Genomic DNA, 21,920 nt, shown 5'->3' with positions numbered 1-21,920 from the left:
AGTACCTTGTTTTGATTTATTCATTGCCTTATTCGGTAGCTCATGAATACTTCTTCTCGTGGTGTACCCCAAGCCCCCAAACGCAGCCTGACTGCCTGGGTCAAACTCTCCATTATTTTACTCACTGGTGCCTTGGGCGGTTATTTTTTTTCCTACCTTCTGCAAGACAACCTCTACACTCCATCGCTGTATCATAAACTTGCCTTGTTGCCTGTTTTGCTGGGCGTTGTATTACTGGTACTCATCGTACACGAAGGGGGGCATGTGCTTGCCGGATGGTGGGTAGGATTTGAATTTCGTATGGTCACCGTTGGTCCTTTTATGCTCCAAAAAGAAGGAGAAAAAATTCGCTTTCGCTGGAATACCCGCCTCAATGCTGCGGGTGGGCTTGCCCTGTGCCTACCCAAAACAGAGCAAAACCTAAGGCACAATTTCATTAAGTTTGTGGCAGGTGGTCCCATAGCCAGCCTATTATTTGCTCTGTTTTGCCTGAGTGCGTATTACTTTACCAATCACCACGCTCAAGGGGGAACACTCTCCAGTTTTTGGTTATTGAGCGGCACCCTGTCAGGCATGATATTTTTTACTACCATTATCCCTATGCGCTCTAAAGGCTTTTTTTCTGATGGTGCCCGCATACTAAACCTGGTAAGAGGCGGAAAAGAAACCACCATAGATTTAGTCGTACTTACTACCACAGTAGCTTCTTCTTCGGGCATTCGTCCTCGCCATTTAAATGTAGCCCCCATTGCCCAAATACTCGAAAGTGAACGCGCCCACCCTTTTATTCCTTACTTACAGCTGTACATGTACACCCACCTGATAGACCAGCAAAAACCAGCCGCCGCCTATCCTTACTTATTAGAGGCATTGGCAGGCAGGCACCACATACCTACCGGGTACCAGGCAATGCTTTGGCTAGACCTGGCTTTTTATCAGGCCTATTATTTACAAAAACCTCAAGAGGCACAAGAAACGTTGCAAAAAGCCAAAATAAATGCAGTAACTCCCACTCACTTGATACACAAAAGCAAAGCAGCCATTTGGTGGGCAGAAGGTGCCCACCAAGCCGCACTACAAGAAGCCTATCAAGCACTGGAAGCCCTGAGTCAGTCTACCGATAAAGGTGGGGCCATTGCCGAAGAAGAGTTCCTCCAACAATTTATTCAGGCTTTAGAAAACACAAGGTACTAACGTCCAATCAATATAAAGTTGCTCCAGTATTTGGGGTGGAGCGTGGGTTCTTGGCTGAGCAACTGGCGTTTGGCAAAACTTAAGGCGTGGCTGTAGGGCACCTGCCCAAACAACGCCTGGTTGTAAAACAAAATCATCAGTTTTTTGGTGTACACATCATCGGCTTCCCACAACGACGAAACCACGCTTTGGGCTCCCGCGTGCAAAAAACCCCGCGCCAAAGACATGACCCCTTCGCCCACCTCAAACTTGCCCACCCCCGACTCGCAACTGCTCAGCACCACCAATTGCGCCTTGAGCGGCAAATAGTAAATGCGCTCGGCATACAAATAGGTAGAGTCAGCTTGAGGCTGAGGAGCAAAATGAATGCGCGCCAGGCGTGCCTCGCGGAGGTTGGCGGTGCTGTGGCTGGCAATGTGCAAAATGTCCAACTGGCTCACCTGGCGTAAAAACTCCCGCCGGGTAGCCGCCTTAGACAAATAGGCAGCGGCATCATGCTTTTTTTGCTTAAAAAAATTGTACACGGCGCTTACCTCTGCCTTGCTTTCGGGCAACAAGCCCTCATTGGCGCGGGTAGTCATGACTTGTCCCTTGCCCCCGCTAAACGGGGCAAAACCCGCAAAACGGAGGCGGTGCGTGGCAGACCAAGATAGGCGACGCTCGTTTTGCCACCACAAGCTCGCCGAATAATGGTAGCTAAGGGTATGTTGTTTCACTAAATAAGGTAACTGACCAAAAGACCGCCAGGTAGATTGATAAGGTTGGGTAACTAAAGCTTCGAGGGGCACGCTCAATAAGGTAGGGTTGGTTACTATTATTTTTTGTTTGGTGCGCAACAGCTTTTGCAGGGGTGCCAGCAAACATTGGTACGCTTGATAACTCTTGCGGGCAAAAACTGACAAACGTTGTTCTTGTTGCAGGGCATTGTAGTAGGCATTTAAAGCCGCGGTTACCTGTTTTTGGGGAGGCAAAGTGTATACCTGAAAATCGTCACGGGTAATGGCCAATACATGGCTTTGCTCCTTGCCCCAAACATAGCTCAACACCACCGATTGACTGTCTAGTTTTTGCTGGATCTGGGGCACGGTTGCCGGCTTGCTCTGAAACCGTAAACGGTAATATTTGGGGAATTTTTGGGCGTAAGCCTCATTGAGCATATCTTGTTGGCGGATCATCCTAAAAATAGAATCCTGGTACGCTGTTTTTTGCCGGGCATTGCTTGCCGTCAATGCTTTTTGCTGATAGTACGCCCGCTGTTGTTTCAAATACATTTCTTGATTGACTAAGGAATCGGGCAAACGCACCATTACTTTAGCCCGACGCGTCTGCAACGACTTGGCAAGCACATTCGCGTGACTACGTTGGGCAAAATAAAACGCCAGGTGTTGGTATTTTTTGTCTTGGGTTTTGGCGTATAATCGTTGGCAGACTTGAATGGCTTCGGGGTATACCTTTTGGGAAAAATGATAGTTTCGATGGCTGCTCTGAGATTGCACTTCTATGGTGACACTATCATACAATTGGTAATTATATATAGAGGCTTTGAGGTCTTTTAAGCTATCAGAAAACAAGGAGAATGCTTTAGCCTTACGTAGTAGTAAATATAAATATTTATGAGGATACTTACTGTTTTTTACACTGGTATGATGATAAATATTCAAAGTATCTGTAAAGTGACTCACTACATAACTAAGTCCTTTTTGTACACGCTTTAATGCTGCCAAATAGTTCTTTTTTTTAATGGATAACCAAGCCAAGTTTCCGTAAGCAGACCCTATATTTTGATGTTTTCCATTATAACGTTTTTTAGCTACCACAAGCGCCTTCAGGTAATACTGCTCACTTAATAAAAGCTTATTTTGACTCAAATATAAATATCCCATATTGGTGTAATAACCTTCCCACCCTCTTTGAATGTATTTACGGGCTCGTTGTAAATATTTAAGTGCCAAATCATATTTTTTTTGTTTCATAAAACAAATGCCCATCCTTATAAAATAAACACTAAATCTAGTATCTCCTTCGGGAATCATTTTTTTGAGCAATTGATAATTATTATTATAAGCTTCTATCGCTTTTGCATACATTCCTTGAGACTGATACAGCCCACCTAGGCCATTCCACAACCAAGCTAAACGTAGCCGCAGACCATTTTTTCGATAAATCTTGGCGGCTTTGTAATAGTAAAAAACTGCTTTTTCAGTGTTTACCCCTGAGCGAGAATAATAATCCCCGATGTAATCATAGACTTTGGCTACACTTACAGAGTCTTGACGCTTCTGAAATAATTTCAAAGCGATTTTTGCCTTCAATAGCACCTGTTGGCTATAAATAGCTAGCAGCCGATAACAAGACAACTGATATCTAATACACTTCGCCCGTTGTGTCTCAAAACCTTGTGTCTTAAATATTTCAGCTGATTTTTGAAATTTCAGCAAAGCACTATGCATTTTATAAGCAAAGTATAGCTTCTTCCCCTCCTCAAACAACCGATGCGCCTCTAAAGTATCTACTTTGGTTTGCCCATAAGTGGCATTGAATGATAAAAGGGCGAGTAAAAAAATGATCCAGGTTTTCATAGAGTGAGCGTGGTTTGTTTAGCGTCCAATCAATATAAAGTTGCTCCAGTATTTGGGGTGTAGCGTGGGGTCTTTGTTGAGCAACTGGCGTTTGGCAAAGCTTAAGGCGTGGCTGTAGGGTACCTTTTGAAACAACGCCCGATTATAAAACAAAATCATCAGTTTTTTGGTGTACACATCATCGGCTTCCCACAACGACGAAACCACGCTTTGGGCACCCGCGTGCAAAAAGCCCCGCGCCAAAGACATGACCCCTTCGCCCGCCTCAAATTTGCCCACCCCCGACTCGCAACTACTCAATACCACCAATTGCGCCTTGAGCGGCAAATAATAAATACTTTCAGCATACAAATAGGTAGAGTCGGACTGGGGCTGAGGAGCAAAATGAATGCGCGCCAGGCGTGCCTCGCGGAGGTTGGCGGTACTGTGGCTCGCAATGTGTAATATGTCCAACTTGCTCACCTGGCGTAAAAACTCCCGCCGGGTAGCCGCCTTAGACAAATAGGCAGCGGCATCATGCTTTTTTTGCTTAAAAAAATTGTACACGGCGCTTACCTCTGCCTTGCTTTCGGGCAACAAGCCCTCGTTGGCGCGGGTGGTCATTACTTGCCCCTTGCCCCCGCTAAACGGGGCAAAACCCGCAAAACGGAGGCGGTGCGTGGCAGACCAAGATAGGCGGCGCTCGTTTTGCCACCACAAGCTCGCCGAATAATGATAAGTCAAGCGGTGTTTTTTCACCAAATAAGGCAACTGACCAAAAGCCCCCCAACCAGGTTGGTAAGCTTGAGTCACCAAGGCTTCGAGAGGCACGCTCAATAAGGTAGGGTTGGTTACTATTATTTTTTGTTTGGTGCGCAACAGCTTTTGCAGGGGTGCCAGCAAACATTGGTACGCTTGATAACTCTTGCGGGCAAAAACTGACAAACGTTGTTCTTGTTGCAGGGCATTGTAGTAGGCATTTAAAGCCGCGGTTACCTGTTTTTGGGGAGGCAAAGTGTATACCTGAAAATCGTCACGGGTAATGGCCAATACATGGCTTTGCTCCTTGCCCCAAACATAGCTCAACACCACCGATTGACTGTCTAGTTTTTGCTGGATCTGGGGCACGGTTGCCGGCTTGCTCTGAAACCGTAAACGGTAATATTTGGGAAACTTTTGGGCGTAAGCCTCATTGAGCATATCTTGTTGGCGGATCATCCTAAAAATAGAATCCTGGTACGCTGTTTTTTGCCGGGCATTGCTTGCCCTCAGTGCTTTTTGTTGATAATATGCCCGCTGTTGTTTCAAATACAACTCTTGGTTGATCAAAGAATCGGGCAGCTGAGCCATTGCCTGAGCCCGGCGCGTCTGCACTGATTTGGCAAGCACATTCGCGTGACTACGTTGGGCAAAATAAAACGCCAGGTGCTGGTATTTTTTGTCTTGGGTTTTAGCGTACAATCGTTGACAGACTTGAATGGTTTCAGGGTATATCTTTTGGGAAAAATGATAGTTTCGATGGCTACTCTGAGATTGTATTTTTATGGTGACACTATCATACAATTGGTAATTATACAAAGAAGCTTGGAGGTCTTTCAGGTTATCAGAAAGTAAAGAAAAGGCCTGGGCTTTATGACGAAGCAAGATTGAATGTCTTAAGACGTTTTTATTATTTTCAGCAGTAGAGTGTTGATAAATATTGAGCGTATCTATAAAATGGCTCACTACATAACTAAGACCTTTTTGTAGCTGCTTTAATGCTATCAAAGGGTCTTTTTTTTCAATGGATAAACGAGCTAATCTACCGTACATTTCCCCTATGTTTTGATGTTTTCCCTGGTAACGTTTTTTAGCTACTGCAAGTGCCTTCAGGTAATACTGCTCGCTCAATAATAATTTATTTTGAAAAAAATATACCCTTCCTATCTTTATATAATACCCCTCCCTATTTCCTTTATTATACTTACCAGCTTGTTGTAAATATTTAATTGCTAAATCATATTTTTTTTGTTTCGTAAAACACAGGCTCATATTCGAAAAGTAGTAACCCAAACGAGCATCTCCTGCGGGCAACAACTTTTGAAGCATTTGGTGGCTTTTTTCAAAACAAGTAACGGCTTTCTTATATTTTTTTTGATCTACATATATATAACCCATATTGTTCCACAGCCAAGCTACATTCACACTCATTTTATAACCATTTTTTTGATAAATAGCTATAGATTTTTGATAGTAAAAGAGTGCTTTGTCAATATCTATCCCTGAATCAGAATAATAATCCCCAAGGATATCATAGGCCTTGGCTACATTTACAGAGTCTTTGTGCTTCTGAAATAATTTCAAGGCACTCTCTGCCTTCAATAGCACCCGTTGGCTATAAATAGATAGCAACCAATAACAATGCAACTGATATGTAATACACTTCGCCTGTTGTATCTCAAAACCTTGTGCCTTAAATATTTTAGCTGATTTTTGAAATTTCAGCAAGGCTTTATGCATTTTGTAAGCAAATAATAACCTCTCCCCCTCCTCAAACAACCGATGTGCCTCTAAAGTGTCTGCTTTGGTTTGCCCATAAGTGGCATTGAATGATAAAAAGGCGAGTAAAAAAATGATCAGTGTTTTCATATAGTGCATCTTGTTGGTTTAGCGTCCAATCAATATAAAGTTGCTCCAGTATTTGGGGTGGAGCGTGGGTTCTTGGCTGAGCAGATGGCGTTTGGCAAAGCCCAAGGCGCGGCTGTAGGGCACTTGCCCAAACAATGCCTGGTTGTAAAACAAAATCATCAGTTTTTTGGTGTACACATCATCGGCTTCCCACAACGACGAAACCACGCTTTGGGCACCCGCGTGCAAAAAACCCCGCGCCAAAGACATGACCCCTTCGCCCGCCTCAAACTTACCCACTCCCGACTCGCAACTGCTCAATACCACCAATTGCGCCTTGAGCGGCAAATAGTAAATGCTCTCGGCATACAAATAGGTAGAGTCAGCTTGGGGCTGAGGAGCAAAATGAATGCGCGCCAGGCGTGCCTCGCGGAGATTGGCGGTGCTGTGGCTCGCAATGTGCAAGATGTCTAATTTGCTCACCTGGCGTAAAAACTCCCGCCGGGTAGCCGCCTTAGACAAATAGGCAGCCGCCTCGTGCTTTTTTTGTTTAAAGAAATTGTACACAGCGCTTACCTCTGCCTTGCTTTCGGGCAACAAGCCCTCGTTGGCGCGGGTGGTCATGACTTGCCCCTTGCCCCCGCTAAACGGGGCAAAACCCGCAAAATGGAGGCGTTGACGCTTGATAGACAAAGAAGGGCGGCGCTCGTTTTGCCACCACAAGCTCGCCGAGTAATGGTAACTTAGGGTATGTTGTTTCGCCAAATAAGGCAACTGACCAAAAGCCCCCCAGGTAGATTGATAAGGTTGGGTAACCAGGGCTTCGAGAGGCACGCTCAATAAGGTAGGGTTGGTTACTATTATTTTTTGTTTGGTGCGCAATAGCTTTTGCAGGGGCGCCAGCAAACATTGGTACGCTTGATAACTCTTGCGGGCAAAAACTGGCAAACGTTGCGCTTGTTGCAGGGCATTGTAGTAGGCATTTAAAGCCGCGGTTACCTGTTTTTGGGGAGGCAAAGTGTATACCTGAAAATTGTCACGGGTAATGGCCAACACATGGCTTTGCTCCTTGCCCCAAACATAGCTCAACACCACCGATTGACTGTCTAGTTTTTGCTGGATCTGGGGCACGGTTGCCGGCTTGCTCTGAAACCGTAAACGGTAATATTTGGGGAATTTTTGGGCGTAAGCCTCATTGAGCATATCTTGTTGGCGGAGCACTCTAAAAATAGAATCCTGGTACGCTGTTTTTTGCCGAGCATTGCTTGCCGTCAATGCTTTTTGCTGATAGTACGCCCGCTGTTGTTTCAAATACATCTCTTGATTGACTAAGGAATCGGGCAACTGTGCCACCGCCTGAGCCCGGCGCGTCTGCACTGACTTGGCAAGCACATTAACATGACTCCGTTGGGCAAAATAAAACGCCAGGTGTTGGTATTTTTTGTCTTGGGTTTTGGCGTACAATCGTTGGCATACTTGAATGGCTTCAGGATATATCTTTTGGGAAAAATAATAGTTTCGATGGTTGCTCTGAGATTGCACTTCTATGGTGACACTATCATACAATTGGTAATTATATAGAGAGGCTTTGAGGTCTTTTAAGCTATCAGAAAACAAGGAGAATGCTTTAGCCTTATGTAGTAGTAAATATAAATACATATAAGGATGTTTACTATTCCTCACACTGGTATGATGATAAATATCCAAAGTATCTATAAAATTACTCACTAAATAACTAAGTCCTTTCTGTACACGCTTTAATGCTGAAAAATAATCTTTTTTTTCAATAGATAAACGAGCCAAACTCTCGTAAATACCTCCTATATTTTGATGTCTTCCATTGTAACGTTTTTTGGCTAGTGCAAGTGCCTTCAGGTAATACTGCTCACTTAATATAAGCCTACTTTGAAAGAGGTATAAATCTCCCAAGTTACTATAATACCCCTCCCTCCTTCCCTTACTATACTTGCCTGCTTGCCGTAAATATTTAATTGCCACATCATATTTTTTCTGCGCTCGAAAACACAGGCTCATATTCGAAAAGTAGTAACCCAAACGAGCATCTCCTACGGGCAACAACTTTTGCAGCATTTGGTGGCTTTTTTCAAAACAAGTAACGGCTTTCTTATATTTTTTTTGAACCATATATATATTACCTATACTATTCCATAGCCAAGCTACATTCACACTCATTTTATAACCATTTTTTTGATAAATAGCTATAGATTTTTGATAGTAAAAGAGTGCTTTGTCAATATCTATTCCTGAATCAGCGTAATGCCCCCCCAGGATAGCATAGGTCTTGGCTACATTAAAAAAATCTTTGTGTTTCTGAAATATTTTCAAAGCATACTCCGCCTTCAATAGCACCTTAGGATTATGAATAGTTAACCATCCATAACAATACAACTGATACATAATACACTTCGCCTGTTGTATCTCAAAACCTTGCGCTTTAAATAAGTTACTGGCTTGTTGAAGCTTTTTTAAAGCTTTATACCCTTCCTGAGTAAAGAGTAGTTTCTTCCCCTCCTTTACTAATCGATGCGCCTCTAAAGTATCTACTTTGGTTTGCCCATGAGTGGCATTGAATGATAAAAGGGCGAGTAAAAAAATGATCCAGGTTTTCATAGAGTGAGTGAGGTTTGTTTAGCGTCCAATCAATATAAAGTTACTCCAGTATTTGGGGTGCAAATAAGGCTCTTGGGCAACCAATTGGTTCTTGGCAGCGTGTAGCGCCTGGGTATAGTTTTTTCGGTGGTACAATATGTTTTGGTAGAGCAATACCATCAGTTTTTTGGTGTAGTAGTCGTCAGCTTCCCACAACGACGAAATCACACTTTTGGCACCCGCGTGCAAAAAACCCCGCGCCAAAGACATTACCCCTTCGCCGGGAACAAACTTGCCCACGCCCGACTCACAACTGCTCAATACGACCAATTGCGCCTTGAGCGGCAAATAATAAATACTCTCGGCATACAAATAGGTAGAGTCGGGCTGGGGCTGAGGAGCAAAATGAATGCGTGCCAGACGGTCTTCGTTGAGGTTGGCGGTACTGTGGCTGGCAATGTGCAAGATGTGGGCAACGCCTTCGGTTTCGGGCATTTCTTGCAGGCTATTTACAAATTGCCCCAAGGTAGCCTGGGTAGACAAATAGGTATAACTGGCTTGCCGCCTGTTTTTGAACAATTGAGCAATGGCTTTGACCTCAAGCCCACTATTGGGCAACTGCCCCTCTGCGCTGCTCACGGGCAGTTTTTGATTGAACGGGGCAAACCCATAAAACCTTACCGGAGCAGGCGGCTGGTGGTGGGTAGGGCCTTTTTGGTTGAGCCACCAAAGGCTCGCCGAATAATGGTAATGCATTTGAAAACGGCGGTTGAGGTATTGCAAGGCGTTGAACTGTCCTTTTTGAATCAACCAACGCGGGGGCTTGCGCATAATGAGCGCCTCCATAGGCACACTCAATAAGGTAGGTTCTGTAATCACCAACTCGTTTTGATACGCCAAATAAGGAATGAGTGGACGCATCAGGGCAAGATACAGTTGATGGCTTGCTTTGACAAATGAGTCCATCGGGTTTTCGTTTTGAATGTCGTTGTAAAAATCATTGATCAAGGTGGTAAGCCGGGCAGTGCTCCCCAAACGAATCAGACGTACTTGAGACGCAGTAATCACAAAAGCATAACTTTGCTCGGTGGCCAGGGTATAGGCTATCACAGCAGTTTTAGAGTACAAACGGTTTTGAATCTGCCGCAAGGTAGCAAGGTTTGCCTTGTTGCGCAGGGCGTGCAACCGGGGATATTGTTTTTTTAAGGCGGTTGCCCATTGGCGATACGCCTGTTTTACCTTAAACAATTGATTGCGGTAGTTTTGTGCCTGTATGCCCTGAGAACGTTGCGCCAGTTTTTGCTCAAAAAAAGCAATTTGTTGTTTATAGCTCAAGTCTTTTTGCCTCAGCGTATCTGCCACCAGGTTTTTCCGCTGGTTTTCCAGCTCCGACATAGACTTACGCAATACTTGCGATTTGCTCTTTTCTGAAAAATAAAATGCTTCGGTAATAAACTTTCGGCGCAAGGTAGTGCCTTTGGGATAAGACAAAGCTATTTGGGCGCTTATCACAAACGCTTTTTGGTAAATGCTTTGGTTACGCTCTTCGGCAAGCAATTGGTCTAGTCGATTTTGTTGGTCAAACTGCATCCGGTCTGCCAAACGGTCGCACAGACGCAAGGTTTCCAAAGCAAGCAATAATTGCTGCTTGTTTTTCCCCTGGGTAGCCAGGTAATTCAGGCATTCAGCCTTGAAACGCAATGCTTTCAACAAAAATTTACGGTTAAAATAGTAGGTCAAAGGTGGATTGGTAAACAGCGTGGTATCTTTGAAATTATACACGTTTGCTACCAAGCTTTTCTGAAACCATCGCAACGCCAGTTGATATTTATTTTGTTGAAAATAGGCTAACCCGGTATATACATAGTTTTTGGCCAATATTGGGTGATGGTCGCCGTATAGTGTCATTTGCATGCCACGGGCTTTGCCAAAGTATTTGAGCGCCAATGGATAGTTTTTGTTCGGCTGCGAGATCAACACACTGCCTAAGTCGAGGTAAGTTTGGGCAATGTCGGGGTGTGCGTCTCCGTATATGGTCTCGTACATTTGCAGGGCTTGTTGATGATGCTGTCGGGCTGCCTTGTACTGGCGTCCTTTTTGGTAAGACTGCGCCAGGCTATTCAACACCAAAGCTACCGAAGGGTGTTCTACCTGGTATATTTTGCGGTATATTTTCAATGCTTTTTCGAACGCAATACGCGCACTTAGGTATTTGCCTTGTTGCTGCAGGGCTTGCCCCATACTATGAAGATTGTCTGCCTGATAGGTATGATTTGCCGGGAGCTGTTTTTGGTAAATATCTGCTGCTTTGTAATAATAATCCAGCGCCTGGCTATAGGCATATTTGCTATGAAAAACAGTGCCCAGGTAATGGTAGCCCAGTCCTGCCATTGCGGCACCCTCCCCATACAACGTGCGCGCTATGGCAATAGATTTTAATAAATACTCTTCTGCTTTGTAATACCTGTGTACCACCCTCGATACAACGCCCAGATTGCGGTAGGTGTGGGCTATTTCGGAATGTATCGCATTGATGCCCAGCGCTTTTTTCTGCATAATGAGCGCCTGTTGATGGTGTACGATGGCTTCTACATATTGGCCGCTCATTTGGTCTACTACCCCCAAATGATTGTAAGCGACTGATGCCACCAAATGCCCAGGTCCCAAATACGCGTTACTCATTTTTATTACTTTGTGGGCAAGCTTGCGGGCTTCTGTTAGCTTACCCAAACGCCACCAGCACTCTGTGGCTTCATTTTGACAATTGAGGTGGCGTTGCCAACGCAGGTTTTGGGCATATATTGCAGCTGCTTTGTCCCAAAACAAAATAGCGGCTACATATCGGTTATGCTGCATCAAAGCGTCGGCTTTTTTACAATAAAGGCGTGCCCGGAGACTGTCAGCAGGGGTTGCCTGAAGATGAAAGGCAAGAGAAAAAGTAAAAAATAAGGTGAAAAAGAATGTTTGAATACTTGTGCTCATTAAAATAAGTTATCAGGTCGTTGTAGCAAACTCATGGAGATGAGTTCTGTATAGTTTACACACAAATCTAACTCTTATTTTAAACTGATATGCAATAATGAAGGTTCCGTATTTTTGAGAGGCAAGGTTGCCCCCTACCATCAGGCTTTAATGCCACACCCGATACACAATAAAAGCCAGAATGCCTCCGCGCAGGGTCCAGGCTGCCGTGCGTACCCAGTTGATATTGATTAGTTTTTTAATAATTTCAGCGTCGAAACCCTGGTTTGCCAATTGGTCGTGGTAAGGCATTGCCACAAAAAAAGTAATGACCCAGGTAGCACCTACCAAAAGAAACAAAAGAACACTTAGTATTAAGTCTAATTGGCTGGGGCGAATAAAAAGCATACCCAAAGCAAGTAGTAGCTCTAGCACCATAGGCACCGCCACCACCCAGGCAATATGCTCTACGTGTAGTTGATGGTAGGTATGAAAAGCCTCGGCTCCTACTTTGGCAAATCCAGGGTATTGTACCATCTGTACCAGCCAAATAAGCCCCATTAAAAAAAACGTAATCAGGAGGTTAGAAAATAAAAGAAGTTTTGCGTTCATAAATTCAAGAATTGCTCGTGCAACCGTAAAACCTGCGGCAAAACCATTTGTTGGTCGTCATTGTATACCACAAAATCAGCACGCTTTATTTTTTCCTCTTCTGCAAGTTGCTTGCCAAATATGGCTTTTACCTGTTCCTCCGATCGTTGAGGATCTCGTTGTAATACTCGCTTGATTCTCACATCTTTAGGCGCAAAAACAGTGATTACACGGTCAAGCGCCTGGTGGCTTCCTGATTCAAACATCAAAGCTGCTTCTTTGAGCAAATAAGGTGCGTTTGGATAAAGCTGAACCCAGGCAGCAAAGTCTTGCCCTACTTTGGGGTGCACCAATTGATTCAAAGTTTTTACTTTGTTACTATCGTTAAACACTTGTTTTGCCATATAAGGGCGGTTGAGCTGCCCTTGGCTATCATAAGCTTCAGTGCCAAACTCGGCCGTTACTTCTTGTTGCAACGCTTGGTGGTTGTTCATAATCCACCTTGCCCTGCTGTCGGCATCGTATATGGGTACTCCAACACAACCAAAAATACGACAGATGATGCTTTTACCAGAACCTATCCCACCAGTTATTCCGATTTTAAGAATCTTTTTTTTCGACATTCCTTAGCTTGATTTTATTGGGCACCATCTGATAGTCAGTCACCACTGCAGGTTTTATCAACTTAAGCTTAATCGTAGAGTCTGCAGGGTTTAGCTCACTAAAATCTGCATACACTTTAAATTCTTTGAGTCTTATTTGCCCCAGGTCTGATGCTTTGAAATGGAATTTTAACTGAACTGCCCGGTTAGACAATGTAAACTGTGTAGAGGAAGGAAACCCTTTGGCCATTACGGGTACTCTAAATGTTTTGGACATAAACTTTGCCACATCAAACTGTATTTTGGCGGTTTTTTTATCCTGAACAATGAGTTTTTGTTGGTTGGCAGGCAAGCTAATTGTCACCTCATTGTCATAGGCTGTTTTAATATTTTTTTCTGGCAGCTCAAGCATAAAAGGGTCTGCCAGGTTCTTTACCATTTTTTCGGGTCCCTCAAAAACCACAAACTGAGGCTCTATAGTTACTTTTCCATCTATTTGAAAGTCCTCTGCCAACGCTTTTTCATGGTAAATGCTCAATGGCAATGTACGTTTGGCGCGACGGTCAAAGGTAAAAGACAAAGTATCTGACAATACCCCCAACAACTCTACCGTTTCCAGCGATTTGCGTATTTTTGCCTGGCTCTGAGGCAAAGCAGGTAATATATAGGTTTTTTTGTGGATACTGCCATCCACATAACTTTGCAGCATGCCATTGATATCGTATACTACTGACTTGCCGCTTAAACCAAAGTACTTGGATAAGACCTGCCAGCCGGTGCCTTTGATCATGATACGAATGTGCTTGGGGAGTGGAGTGGTGGGAATAAACAAAGAATCGTTGTATTCAAAGCTTACCGGATAAGACACTTCTATGCTTTGTTCTTTGTTGAGTTCTAAAGTAAACCAAAGCATAGTAGATAAGAACAAACATACAACTATCACCTTTGCGTTACTATCGCGAAAAAGTAAGAATGCTTGTACCAGTTTATTTACCATGCTTCGGAACATTGATTTAGGACTTAGTTATTTGCCCCTATCTTACGGGTAGCATCTACAGATACAGAGTTAACGTCAAATTTAAGTTTCATAGATTTTCCATCGCCTACTTCCAGCGTTAAAACATCTCCTTCTACTTGAGCAATGGTGCCGTGTAGTCCTCCAATGGTTACTACTTTGTCACCTTTTTTGAGCCCTTCTCTAAATTGCGCCTGTGCTTTTTGCTTTTTTTGTTGGGGACGGATCATAAAGAAATAAAAAACAATCAAAATCCCAAAAATCAACAAAAGCTGGCTCATCATTGCATTGCCACCACCACCGGCTGCCTTGCCCTGCAAAAAAATCGTTTCTAACAACAACAACATCTTCTAACTATATTTTATAATATAAATGAATGCCTCCTCAGGTTTCTGAGGAGGCTTTAAAAACTTTCTGATTTATTTTTTTACAGGTCCGTTTACTTTAGCCACTGCTTTTACCTGGGCTTTAATGTTCAATACTTCTGTACCAGCAGCAGTATTGGTAGTCAAAGTAACTGTTTTGGCTTGAGTACCAGGCTTGCCCTGACTGTTGAATTGAACTTTGATTTCACCAGTTTTACCAGGCGCAATGGGTTCTTTTGGCCAATCGGGTACTGTACAACCACAAGAGCCACGCGCACTCTTTACCACCAATGGCACATCGCCACTGTTGGTAAAGGTAAAGGTATGTTTTGCTACGGTTCCTTCGGTGATTTCGCCAAAGTCGTGCGTCATTTTCTCAAATTTGATAGAGGCTTTAGGGCCGTTATCATTTTCGTTCGTAGGTTTGGTGCTCTCAGTTTTATTCTCACCAGTGGTAGATACTACCGTTTGGTTGTTGTTATTCTCTGTATTGTTATTAGCAGCACTTTCTTTAGTATTGCCTGCTACCACTGTTGCAGTGGTGTCACCATTTTCTGTCTGTGACTCTTTTGACTTGCTGTCGCAGGCGGTAAACGCCCACAACAACGTCACTACCAATAAAAGATTTCTTTTCATCAGTTTATAAATTTTAAATAGATTATACAATATTAAGGAATGGTACCAAAATAAATTTACATTCTTAACCTCATCTTTTGAGGCTATACTTTGTTAAAAAATAGCCGAATAGCGATGCTATGAGCCGACCTTCCCTCAAGCTCGCTCAACATCCACTGGATATTGCCGTACCGCGTCTAGCAACAAAATATTTTATTAAACTATAGAAATTTATTTTTACACCATTCCTAAGTTAAGTAACGTGTTTGTCCCGTGAGTGAGACTTCGGGTAAAACCCTCCAGAACAATTGACCGTTTTCACTTAGGTTTTGCTTGACAAACAAACTTTTCACGAAAACTAGTACAACGGGAACTAAATTCCTAATGATTTATTCAGCGACTTTTGCCCTCTTACTTCATCGCCAAAAAGTTAGATAGCTATGGCTATCCGCCATTTTAACGATTCGTTAGAGAACAAAATCCATCCAAATTAATTCATTATTTACTTAATCCCCATTGTACTAGTACTCTGAACATTGTCACTAAAAGAATATATGCCTGTCAGTTACCTGCAATGAGGTGCTTCTGTCAGGGTATTTTTAAACAAGCAAAGTACCGATACTGTTTGATAGGAACAGACAAAAATATCTTTTTCCTGATCAGTCGGGGCTGTAAGCAGTTTAGAGGTAGTTTCTCCTCTATAGCTACCCCCACAGCTGAAGCTACGAAAAGGTCGGCTGAGCACTACTTTTGGCTAAAAGCGCCTCGTCTCAGACCAAAACTTCTCCCTCAACATCGGTTACTTATTTTTTCGCTACTTCTTAATCTTTTCTTATTTGCTTGGTCAATTCCTCAAACTCTTTGTTTAAGTCTTTTACCCTTGCTTCCAGGTCACCCACTACTTTTTTGCCTTGAATCTTAGCCTCACTGGTAATCTCTTCTTTTCCTTGAGTTAATTCTTCGGTAAGTTGGGTAACTTTATCTTTAAGCTTAGACAAACGGTAAGTGAGTTTGTCTCTGGTTTTGTTTCCTTCTTCAGGCGCATACAAAATACCAACAGCTGCACCTACGGCAGTACCTGCAACAAAAGCAGTAATTGCGTTCGCTAATTTACTCATAATCATTTCAGTTTATAGATGTCTTTTACTTATTATCCATCAATCCACGTCCACTCTTTTTGATATCGCCCTGCTCTATCAAATCCTGAGCAATAGAATCAAGCAACCCGTTGACAAACTTTTTACTCTTGGGTGTACTATAGGTTTTTGCCAATTCTATGTATTCGTTGATGGTCACTTTTACAGGAATACTATAAAAGTTGATCATTTCACAAATCGCCATTTTCAAAATCACTTTGTCTATCAGCGCCAGGCGCTCAATGTCCCAGTTTTTGGTTTTTTTGGCAATAATGTCCTCATACCTTTGGTTACCTTCTACATTAAAGTTATAGAGGTTTTTGTAAAAAACTACATCTTCGTCCCAGTTTTTAGACAATGGCGAAAGTTCAAAGTTTTTGTTGATCGTTATTTCCGTTTCTTCTGCATCACCATCTTCCTCTTCGGTGTCTCCCATAATGGCTTTAATTGTTTTTACAGCCATACTTTGTACCACCTTTCGGTTTTCAGACCAACTCAAATCCAACTCTTCGAAATACGAGTTGGTAATTTCATGTTTAAAGATAATATTTTTCAGAATATGATTGACGATTTTTTTATCGTCTTCTGCATTATTTTGCCCTAATTTCTGGTAATTAATGTACTCTTCGTCTTCTTTGATTACCTTTTTGTACAATTCCCGCACCGTGGTACGCAAAACCGCATCGTCTATTTTACGTTGCTCTTTGGCAAGTTTTAGCGCGTCGCTGTTTTTTAATGTTTGGCAAACTACATTTTGCCCCATCTTATAGTCACCCTCAAAAATAGGGGCTTTTAACAAACTACTGGCTTTGGCTGCCTTTTCGAGGTTTACCAGCTCGGCTATCTCGGTTACCCATATCAAGCCAATCAGGTAGTTGGTATAAATAATTCTTGATTGCTGCAGCAAACGTGCTTCCAGGTTTTTCACATCTTCCTGCAGCTTATTGTGGTAAATGTCTATGGCTTTTACCAGTGTTTTTTTCGACACATCAGACGCATCAACATCAATAGTGGGCTGTTCTTGCTCATATACCTCTTTAAAAACAGCCATGATGTTTTTCTTCTCTTCGGTCAATGCATCGTTGTCTTCTTTGTACGACGCTCGTACTTGCTGCAACAACGGGGCAAACTTTTGCTCTTGCAACGCTTCTTGTTCATCGCTGTTCCAGTAGGCATCTAAAATATCCAATGCCAATTGCCTTACTTTCTCAGGCAGTTTTTTGCCTATTTGTATGTTTTCAGGCTTTCTTTGGTGATTTTTTTCAAATATCCACCCCACTTGCTTTTCATCTTCGGCAAGTTGGCTAAATCGAGTATCGAACTGTTTTTCTATCAGATCAAGAGAGAGCAGGTAGTTGGCATTACGGGAGTGTTCGAGGGCATATAAGCCCTGCATTACTTTTATCCTTAGATATCTTCTGTTCAGCATTTCGGTGATTTTCTCAAGAGTCGCGGTTAGTTTGCCAAAAATACACAATAATGACAAACTAACTGCTTATCTTATGTAAATTAAAATGTCGTTTTTAGTCGACCCACATCTTCAATACGCTTCAGGGCTATACGTACAGCCGCTTCATGGGTATTGATATTTTCTTCTTCCGCTTTTTTAAATAACTCTAAAGTAGTATCGTATATTTTTTCGGTATGAGCAAAAGCACGGTCACGGTTGTAACTTTTGATGATCTCATAATATACATTAATAATTCCTCCCGAGTTAATCAAGAAATCGGGTGCATAAATAATATTTTTGTCTTTGCAGGCGTTTGCATGTACTGTTTCATCCCTGAGTTGGTTGTTGGCAGCCCCCGCCACAATGTCACACTTCAAACGTTGCAAAGTGTCGTTGTTGATGGTAGCTCCCAAGGCACAAGGGGCGTAAATATCTACATCTAAATCATAAATTTCATCTTTGTTGACTACAGTAGCTCCAAACTTTTCTGAGACCTGCTTTAGGCTGTCTTCGTTAATATCTGATATATATACTGTAGCATTTTCGTTGGTAAGTCGCTCTACCAAATGCTCGCCTACATGCCCTACACCTTGCACCGATACTTTTTTACCCGTGAGGCTGTCAGAACCATAGGCTTTTTTGGCACTGGCTTTCATGCCAAGGTATACCCCATAAGCAGTTACAGGCGAAGGATCTCCCCCTCCTCCCATACTTTCGGGCAAACCAGACACATGCTCGGTTTCCATGCCCACATACTCCATGTCAGACGTTCCAATGCCTACATCTTCGGCAGTGATATATTTACCGGCAAGGCTGTTTACATATTTACCAAAAGAACGAAACAACGCTTCTGATTTATCAGTGCGTGAGTTACCAATAATGACAGCTTTACCCCCTCCCAGGTTAATGCCTGCCACTGAGTTTTTGAGTGTCATACCACGCGAAAGCCTCAACACATCATTCAATGCATCTGCTTCATTTTTATACATCCACATGCGGGTTCCACCAGCTGCGGGTCCTAATACAGTATTGTGAACCGCAATAATGGCTTTCAGTCCGCTTGCTTTATCGTAGCAAAAAACCACTTGTTCGTGTTCGTTCTTTACAACCTGCCCAAAGACTGAGCCTTCCTGAAATGTTGTTTCGCTCATAATATGACAATAATTGAATTGTGTAACAATGTACTTTCTATATATTTTTAACCGGACAAAATTAGTGTTTTTGTGGCATCTTTCCACTATATCGTAATGCTTTACAGGGCTTTAGGCTCCATTTGGGAACACATCGGGACGTATTTGAACAGCTTGTCAAGAGAAGCCTTTTGATAAAAAGCCAAATTTTTATTCAACAAATTCTATATATAGTTATAAAAAAAGAAGAAAATACAAGTATCTATAAAAACTACTTTGGCAGAATTTTTTAACAAAAAGACGCTTTTTTTTTTATTTTTTTATCAAAGCTTATGACTACCTTGTACGCTGTCCCACTATTTTTCGCCCTGACTTGTGTCTTCACAACTGAGTTTATGAACCCTTAAACACCAATGTATATTAATGAAAGCGCACAGCCTCCAAATCAAGTGCAGAGCAGGCAAGGGTGGTACTTTTAAAAAACCGAAGTTATTTCTAAACCCTGATTCATCGGGCAGTTTTACGGTGCTAAGTTCAATGAAATTAAAAACCAGGTAGAGTCGTGCGCCTTTTGTATGAACCATTCTCAGCCATACCGGGTTATAGTGTAAGTCTCAACCCAATTACTTTATTATATCAGATTATAAGTCTAAATTTGATCTTGGTTGGGCATGCATACAACATTCAATTAACGGGTGTGATGCTGGTTTTATCATGTATAACCATACTTGGTGTGCTTGCAATCTGCCGCAAGGCAAAGAACTATAAAACCCACCCTTACTTGACCAAATACAACTAATGAGTGGGTATCACTGCGTATTTATCAGCAATTCACGCTCATTCGCAACTCGTAATTAATCATTTGTATAAGAATGAAAGAATTAAGCTATCTGAACAAATATTTGCTTAAATATAAGTACCACCTCATACTAGGTACTATCTTTATAATCATCTCCAATTTTTTTAGCATTCTACCTGCCCAAATTGTAAGGCATGCCTTTGACCTGATCAAAGAGTCTATTGACATTTATATATTGTATAGTGGGTTCGACGCCCAAACTCAAATGTATGGGATGTTTGCCTCTACAGTATTGCTGTATGGGGCACTTATTTTGGTGATGGTACTTATTCGCGGGTTCTTTTTGTTTTTGGTGCGCCAAACTATGATCGTGATGTCACGCCATATAGAGTATGACCTTAAAAATGAGATTTACGAGCACTACCAAACTCTGCCCCTGAGCTTTTACCGCAAAAACAATACGGGTGATCTGATGGCGCGTATCTCAGAGGATGTAAGCCAGGTAAGGATGTATCTGGGACCTGCCATTATGTATGGCATCAACCTAAGTACATTGTGTATTATGGTCATCACCTATATGTTTATGGTAGACACCAAACTTGCCTTATTTACTTTATTGCCCCTCCCCTTTCTGTCTATCAGTATTTATTATGTCAATAATATTATTAACCGACGCTCCGAAGAAATTCAAAAAAGTCTTTCGGGCTTGTCTACTTTTGTGCAAGAAGCTTTTTCTGGAATCAGGGTACTCAAAGCATTTGTAAGAGAGCAGGATTCGGCCAAAAACTTTGACGCTGCCAGCGAAGATTACCGTCAAAAGAGTTTGGGGTTAGCCAAGGTACAGGCTTTATTTTTCCCTTTGATTATAAGTCTGATCGGGCTCAGCAGTGTATTGGTCATATATATTGGGGGCATTGGGGTAATGAACGGTTCTATTACGGCGGGTAATGTGGCAGAGTTTATTATGTATGTCAATATGCTTACCTGGCCAGTGGCAGCCTTGGGCTGGATCACCAGTATTACCCAAAGGGCGGCAGCATCGCAAAAACGCATCAATGAGTTTTTGAAAACCAAAACGGATATTATCTCAGAAAAAAATATAGAAGCTGAATTAGTGGGTGAAATTAGTTTTAAAAACGTTGATTTTATTTACCCCGATTCGGGCATCAATGCCTTGAAAAAAGTATCGTTTGACATCAAAAGTGGAGAAACGCTGGCTATTTTGGGTACTACTGGGTCGGGCAAAAGTACGGTAGCGGCGCTGGTTACCCGTATGTACGACACCCACCAGGGCGAGGTGTTGATAGACGGGCGCAACATCAAAGACTATAACATACCCACTTTGCGCCAACAAATTGGCTATGTGCCACAAGATGTGTTTTTGTTTTCTGACAGCATCAAAGACAACATTACTTTTGGCACCAGCGGACTCACCCAAGAGCAAGTAGAACAAGCTGCCAAAGATGCCGACTTGCACCATAATATTTTAGATTTCAAGCATCAATACGACACCCGCATTGGCGAGCGGGGCATTACCCTTTCGGGAGGACAAAAACAACGTTTGTCTATTGCCCGCGCCATTGTACGCGAGCCCAAGATTTTGATTTTGGACGACAGCCTTTCGGCAGTAGATACCAAGACCGAAAACGCTATTTTGAACAGCCTCAAACGCATTATGAAAGACCGTACTTCTATCATTATCTCGCACCGGGTGTCATCGGCAAAGCTTGCCGATAAAATTTTGGTGCTCGACGATGGGGTCATTGTAGAACAGGGCAACCACGAAGAGTTGATTAAACAAAATGGAGCTTATAAGGAGCTGTATGACAAGCAATTGCAAACTGAAGAGGGAGTGAAGTAGTGGGTGTTATATATACAATAGTCCATAGTATTTAGTCGATAGTCGATAGCTGATTCGAGTAAATGTTTACCTTGTTAAATGCTGTAAACCGAACTTGTGAGCTCAACGAAGTTAATCAGTGTTTTATATTAAGATTGCTTACTCAATTTATTTTTAAAAGTGTGTCGGTTTTACGCCCAAACACCCAATTAAATAGTTTTTAAATTCGTAAATAACTGATAACCAGCAAACAACTTTGACTAAAATCACTGCGGAGTATTGATATAACTACCGCATGGTTAACCGAAAACTAGTAATTCTATTGTTCCGCTTCGCTGATTGTTATGCTTGTTGTCGCCTGTGGCTCATTGTTGGGCGAAGCCCTTCTAACCCGTTTTGTGAGCAATGATTGATAATTGTTGTTGCTACGCTCGTTGCTGGGCGAAG

The 21,920-nt window shown here is 42.5% G+C and carries 14 protein-coding genes; 2 read left to right on the top strand and 12 right to left on the bottom strand.

From position 1 onward, the window contains the following. Positions 1–42 precede the first annotated feature (42 nt). The gene (locus tag M23134_RS38075) at positions 43–1,194 is read left to right on the top strand and encodes a site-2 protease family protein (protein ID WP_002696979.1); all 1,152 of its coding nucleotides are present in this window, start codon (positions 43–45) and stop codon (positions 1,192–1,194) included. Here M23134_RS38075 and M23134_RS13555 read toward each other — a convergent pair. From M23134_RS13555 to M23134_RS13500, 12 genes are all read right to left on the bottom strand, one after another. Beyond that, positions 1,191–3,773, bottom strand: coding sequence for a CHAT domain-containing protein (locus M23134_RS13555; protein WP_002696978.1), 2,583 nt, complete (start codon positions 3,771–3,773; stop codon positions 1,191–1,193). The two genes, M23134_RS38075 and M23134_RS13555, sit on opposite strands and share 4 nt — an antisense overlap. 18 nt (positions 3,774–3,791) lie before the next feature. Next, positions 3,792–6,380 (bottom strand): CHAT domain-containing protein, encoded by a 2,589-nt coding sequence (locus tag M23134_RS13550; protein ID WP_045113553.1) that lies wholly within the window; start codon positions 6,378–6,380, stop codon positions 3,792–3,794. 18 nt (positions 6,381–6,398) lie between these two features. After that, positions 6,399–8,990, bottom strand: a complete 2,592-nt coding sequence (locus M23134_RS13545; protein ID WP_002696974.1) for a CHAT domain-containing protein — start codon at positions 8,988–8,990, stop codon at positions 6,399–6,401. Positions 8,991–9,008: 18 nt separating this feature from the next. Continuing rightward, positions 9,009–11,951, bottom strand: coding sequence for a CHAT domain-containing protein (locus M23134_RS13540; RefSeq protein WP_002696972.1), 2,943 nt, complete (start codon positions 11,949–11,951; stop codon positions 9,009–9,011). Positions 11,952–12,098: 147 nt separating this feature from the next. Then, positions 12,099–12,542 carry a hypothetical protein gene (locus M23134_RS13535; RefSeq protein WP_053337304.1) on the bottom strand — a complete coding sequence of 148 codons (444 nt, stop codon included), beginning with the start codon at positions 12,540–12,542 and terminating at the stop codon, positions 12,099–12,101. Continuing rightward, a complete protein-coding gene (gene coaE, locus M23134_RS13530; protein WP_002696970.1) occupies positions 12,539–13,144 on the bottom strand; it encodes a dephospho-CoA kinase in 606 nt (201 codons plus the stop codon). The genes M23134_RS13535 and coaE overlap by 4 nt, the downstream gene beginning before the upstream one ends. Beyond that, entirely contained in the window at positions 13,122–14,132 is a 1,011-nt protein-coding gene (locus tag M23134_RS13525) for a YbbR-like domain-containing protein (RefSeq protein WP_157558477.1), read from the bottom strand. The genes coaE and M23134_RS13525 overlap by 23 nt, the downstream gene beginning before the upstream one ends. 11 nt (positions 14,133–14,143) lie before the next feature. Further along, complete coding sequence (gene yajC / locus M23134_RS13520) at positions 14,144–14,485, bottom strand: preprotein translocase subunit YajC (protein WP_002696968.1); 342 nt, start codon at positions 14,483–14,485, stop codon at positions 14,144–14,146. A gap of 72 nt (positions 14,486–14,557) precedes the next feature. Next, positions 14,558–15,139, bottom strand: coding sequence for a DUF1573 domain-containing protein (locus tag M23134_RS42065; RefSeq protein ID WP_002696966.1), 582 nt, complete (start codon positions 15,137–15,139; stop codon positions 14,558–14,560). 800 nt (positions 15,140–15,939) lie between these two features. Then, on the bottom strand, positions 15,940–16,236 hold the full coding sequence (locus tag M23134_RS13510; RefSeq protein WP_045113550.1) for a YtxH domain-containing protein: 297 nt from the start codon (positions 16,234–16,236) through the stop codon (positions 15,940–15,942). Positions 16,237–16,261: 25 nt separating this feature from the next. Continuing rightward, the gene (gene nusB, locus M23134_RS13505) at positions 16,262–17,683 is read right to left on the bottom strand and encodes a transcription antitermination factor NusB (protein ID WP_082226565.1); all 1,422 of its coding nucleotides are present in this window, start codon (positions 17,681–17,683) and stop codon (positions 16,262–16,264) included. Between the two features lie 80 nt (positions 17,684–17,763). After that, positions 17,764–18,855, bottom strand: coding sequence for a Glu/Leu/Phe/Val family dehydrogenase (locus M23134_RS13500; RefSeq protein ID WP_002696959.1), 1,092 nt, complete (start codon positions 18,853–18,855; stop codon positions 17,764–17,766). An 851-nt stretch (positions 18,856–19,706) separates the two neighbouring features. Between M23134_RS13500 and M23134_RS13495 the strand changes: the two genes are divergently transcribed. Further along, a complete protein-coding gene (locus M23134_RS13495; protein ID WP_002696953.1) occupies positions 19,707–21,494 on the top strand; it encodes an ABC transporter ATP-binding protein in 1,788 nt (595 codons plus the stop codon). Positions 21,495–21,920: the final 426 nt, after the last annotated feature.

It is taken from the genome of Microscilla marina ATCC 23134, from assembly GCF_000169175.1.
GTDB lineage: Bacteria > Bacteroidota > Bacteroidia > Cytophagales > Microscillaceae > Microscilla > Microscilla marina.
This window is presented reverse-complemented; position numbering and strand designations above follow the sequence as displayed.

Excerpts from the sequence above, each read along its gene's own strand:
- M23134_RS13535 (WP_053337304.1), bottom strand. The coding sequence starts at position 12,542 with ATGAACGCAAAACTTCTTTTATTTTCTAACCTCCTGATTACGTTTTTT.
- M23134_RS13550 (WP_045113553.1), bottom strand. The coding sequence starts at position 6,380 with ATGAAAACACTGATCATTTTTTTACTCGCCTTTTTATCATTCAATGCC.
- M23134_RS13500 (WP_002696959.1), bottom strand. The coding sequence starts at position 18,855 with ATGAGCGAAACAACATTTCAGGAAGGCTCAGTCTTTGGGCAGGTTGTA.
- M23134_RS13495 (WP_002696953.1), top strand. The coding sequence starts at position 19,707 with ATGAAAGAATTAAGCTATCTGAACAAATATTTGCTTAAATATAAGTAC.
- M23134_RS13510 (WP_045113550.1), bottom strand. The coding sequence starts at position 16,236 with ATGAGTAAATTAGCGAACGCAATTACTGCTTTTGTTGCAGGTACTGCC.
- M23134_RS13540 (WP_002696972.1), bottom strand. The coding sequence starts at position 11,951 with ATGAGCACAAGTATTCAAACATTCTTTTTCACCTTATTTTTTACTTTT.
- M23134_RS13525 (WP_157558477.1), bottom strand. The coding sequence starts at position 14,132 with ATGTTCCGAAGCATGGTAAATAAACTGGTACAAGCATTCTTACTTTTT.
- M23134_RS42065 (WP_002696966.1), bottom strand. The coding sequence starts at position 15,139 with ATGAAAAGAAATCTTTTATTGGTAGTGACGTTGTTGTGGGCGTTTACC.
- coaE (WP_002696970.1), bottom strand. The coding sequence starts at position 13,144 with ATGTCGAAAAAAAAGATTCTTAAAATCGGAATAACTGGTGGGATAGGT.
- M23134_RS38075 (WP_002696979.1), top strand. The coding sequence starts at position 43 with ATGAATACTTCTTCTCGTGGTGTACCCCAAGCCCCCAAACGCAGCCTG.
- nusB (WP_082226565.1), bottom strand. The coding sequence starts at position 17,683 with ATGCTGAACAGAAGATATCTAAGGATAAAAGTAATGCAGGGCTTATAT.
- M23134_RS13555 (WP_002696978.1), bottom strand. The coding sequence starts at position 3,773 with ATGAAAACCTGGATCATTTTTTTACTCGCCCTTTTATCATTCAATGCC.
- yajC (WP_002696968.1), bottom strand. The coding sequence starts at position 14,485 with ATGTTGTTGTTGTTAGAAACGATTTTTTTGCAGGGCAAGGCAGCCGGT.
- M23134_RS13545 (WP_002696974.1), bottom strand. The coding sequence starts at position 8,990 with ATGAAAACCTGGATCATTTTTTTACTCGCCCTTTTATCATTCAATGCC.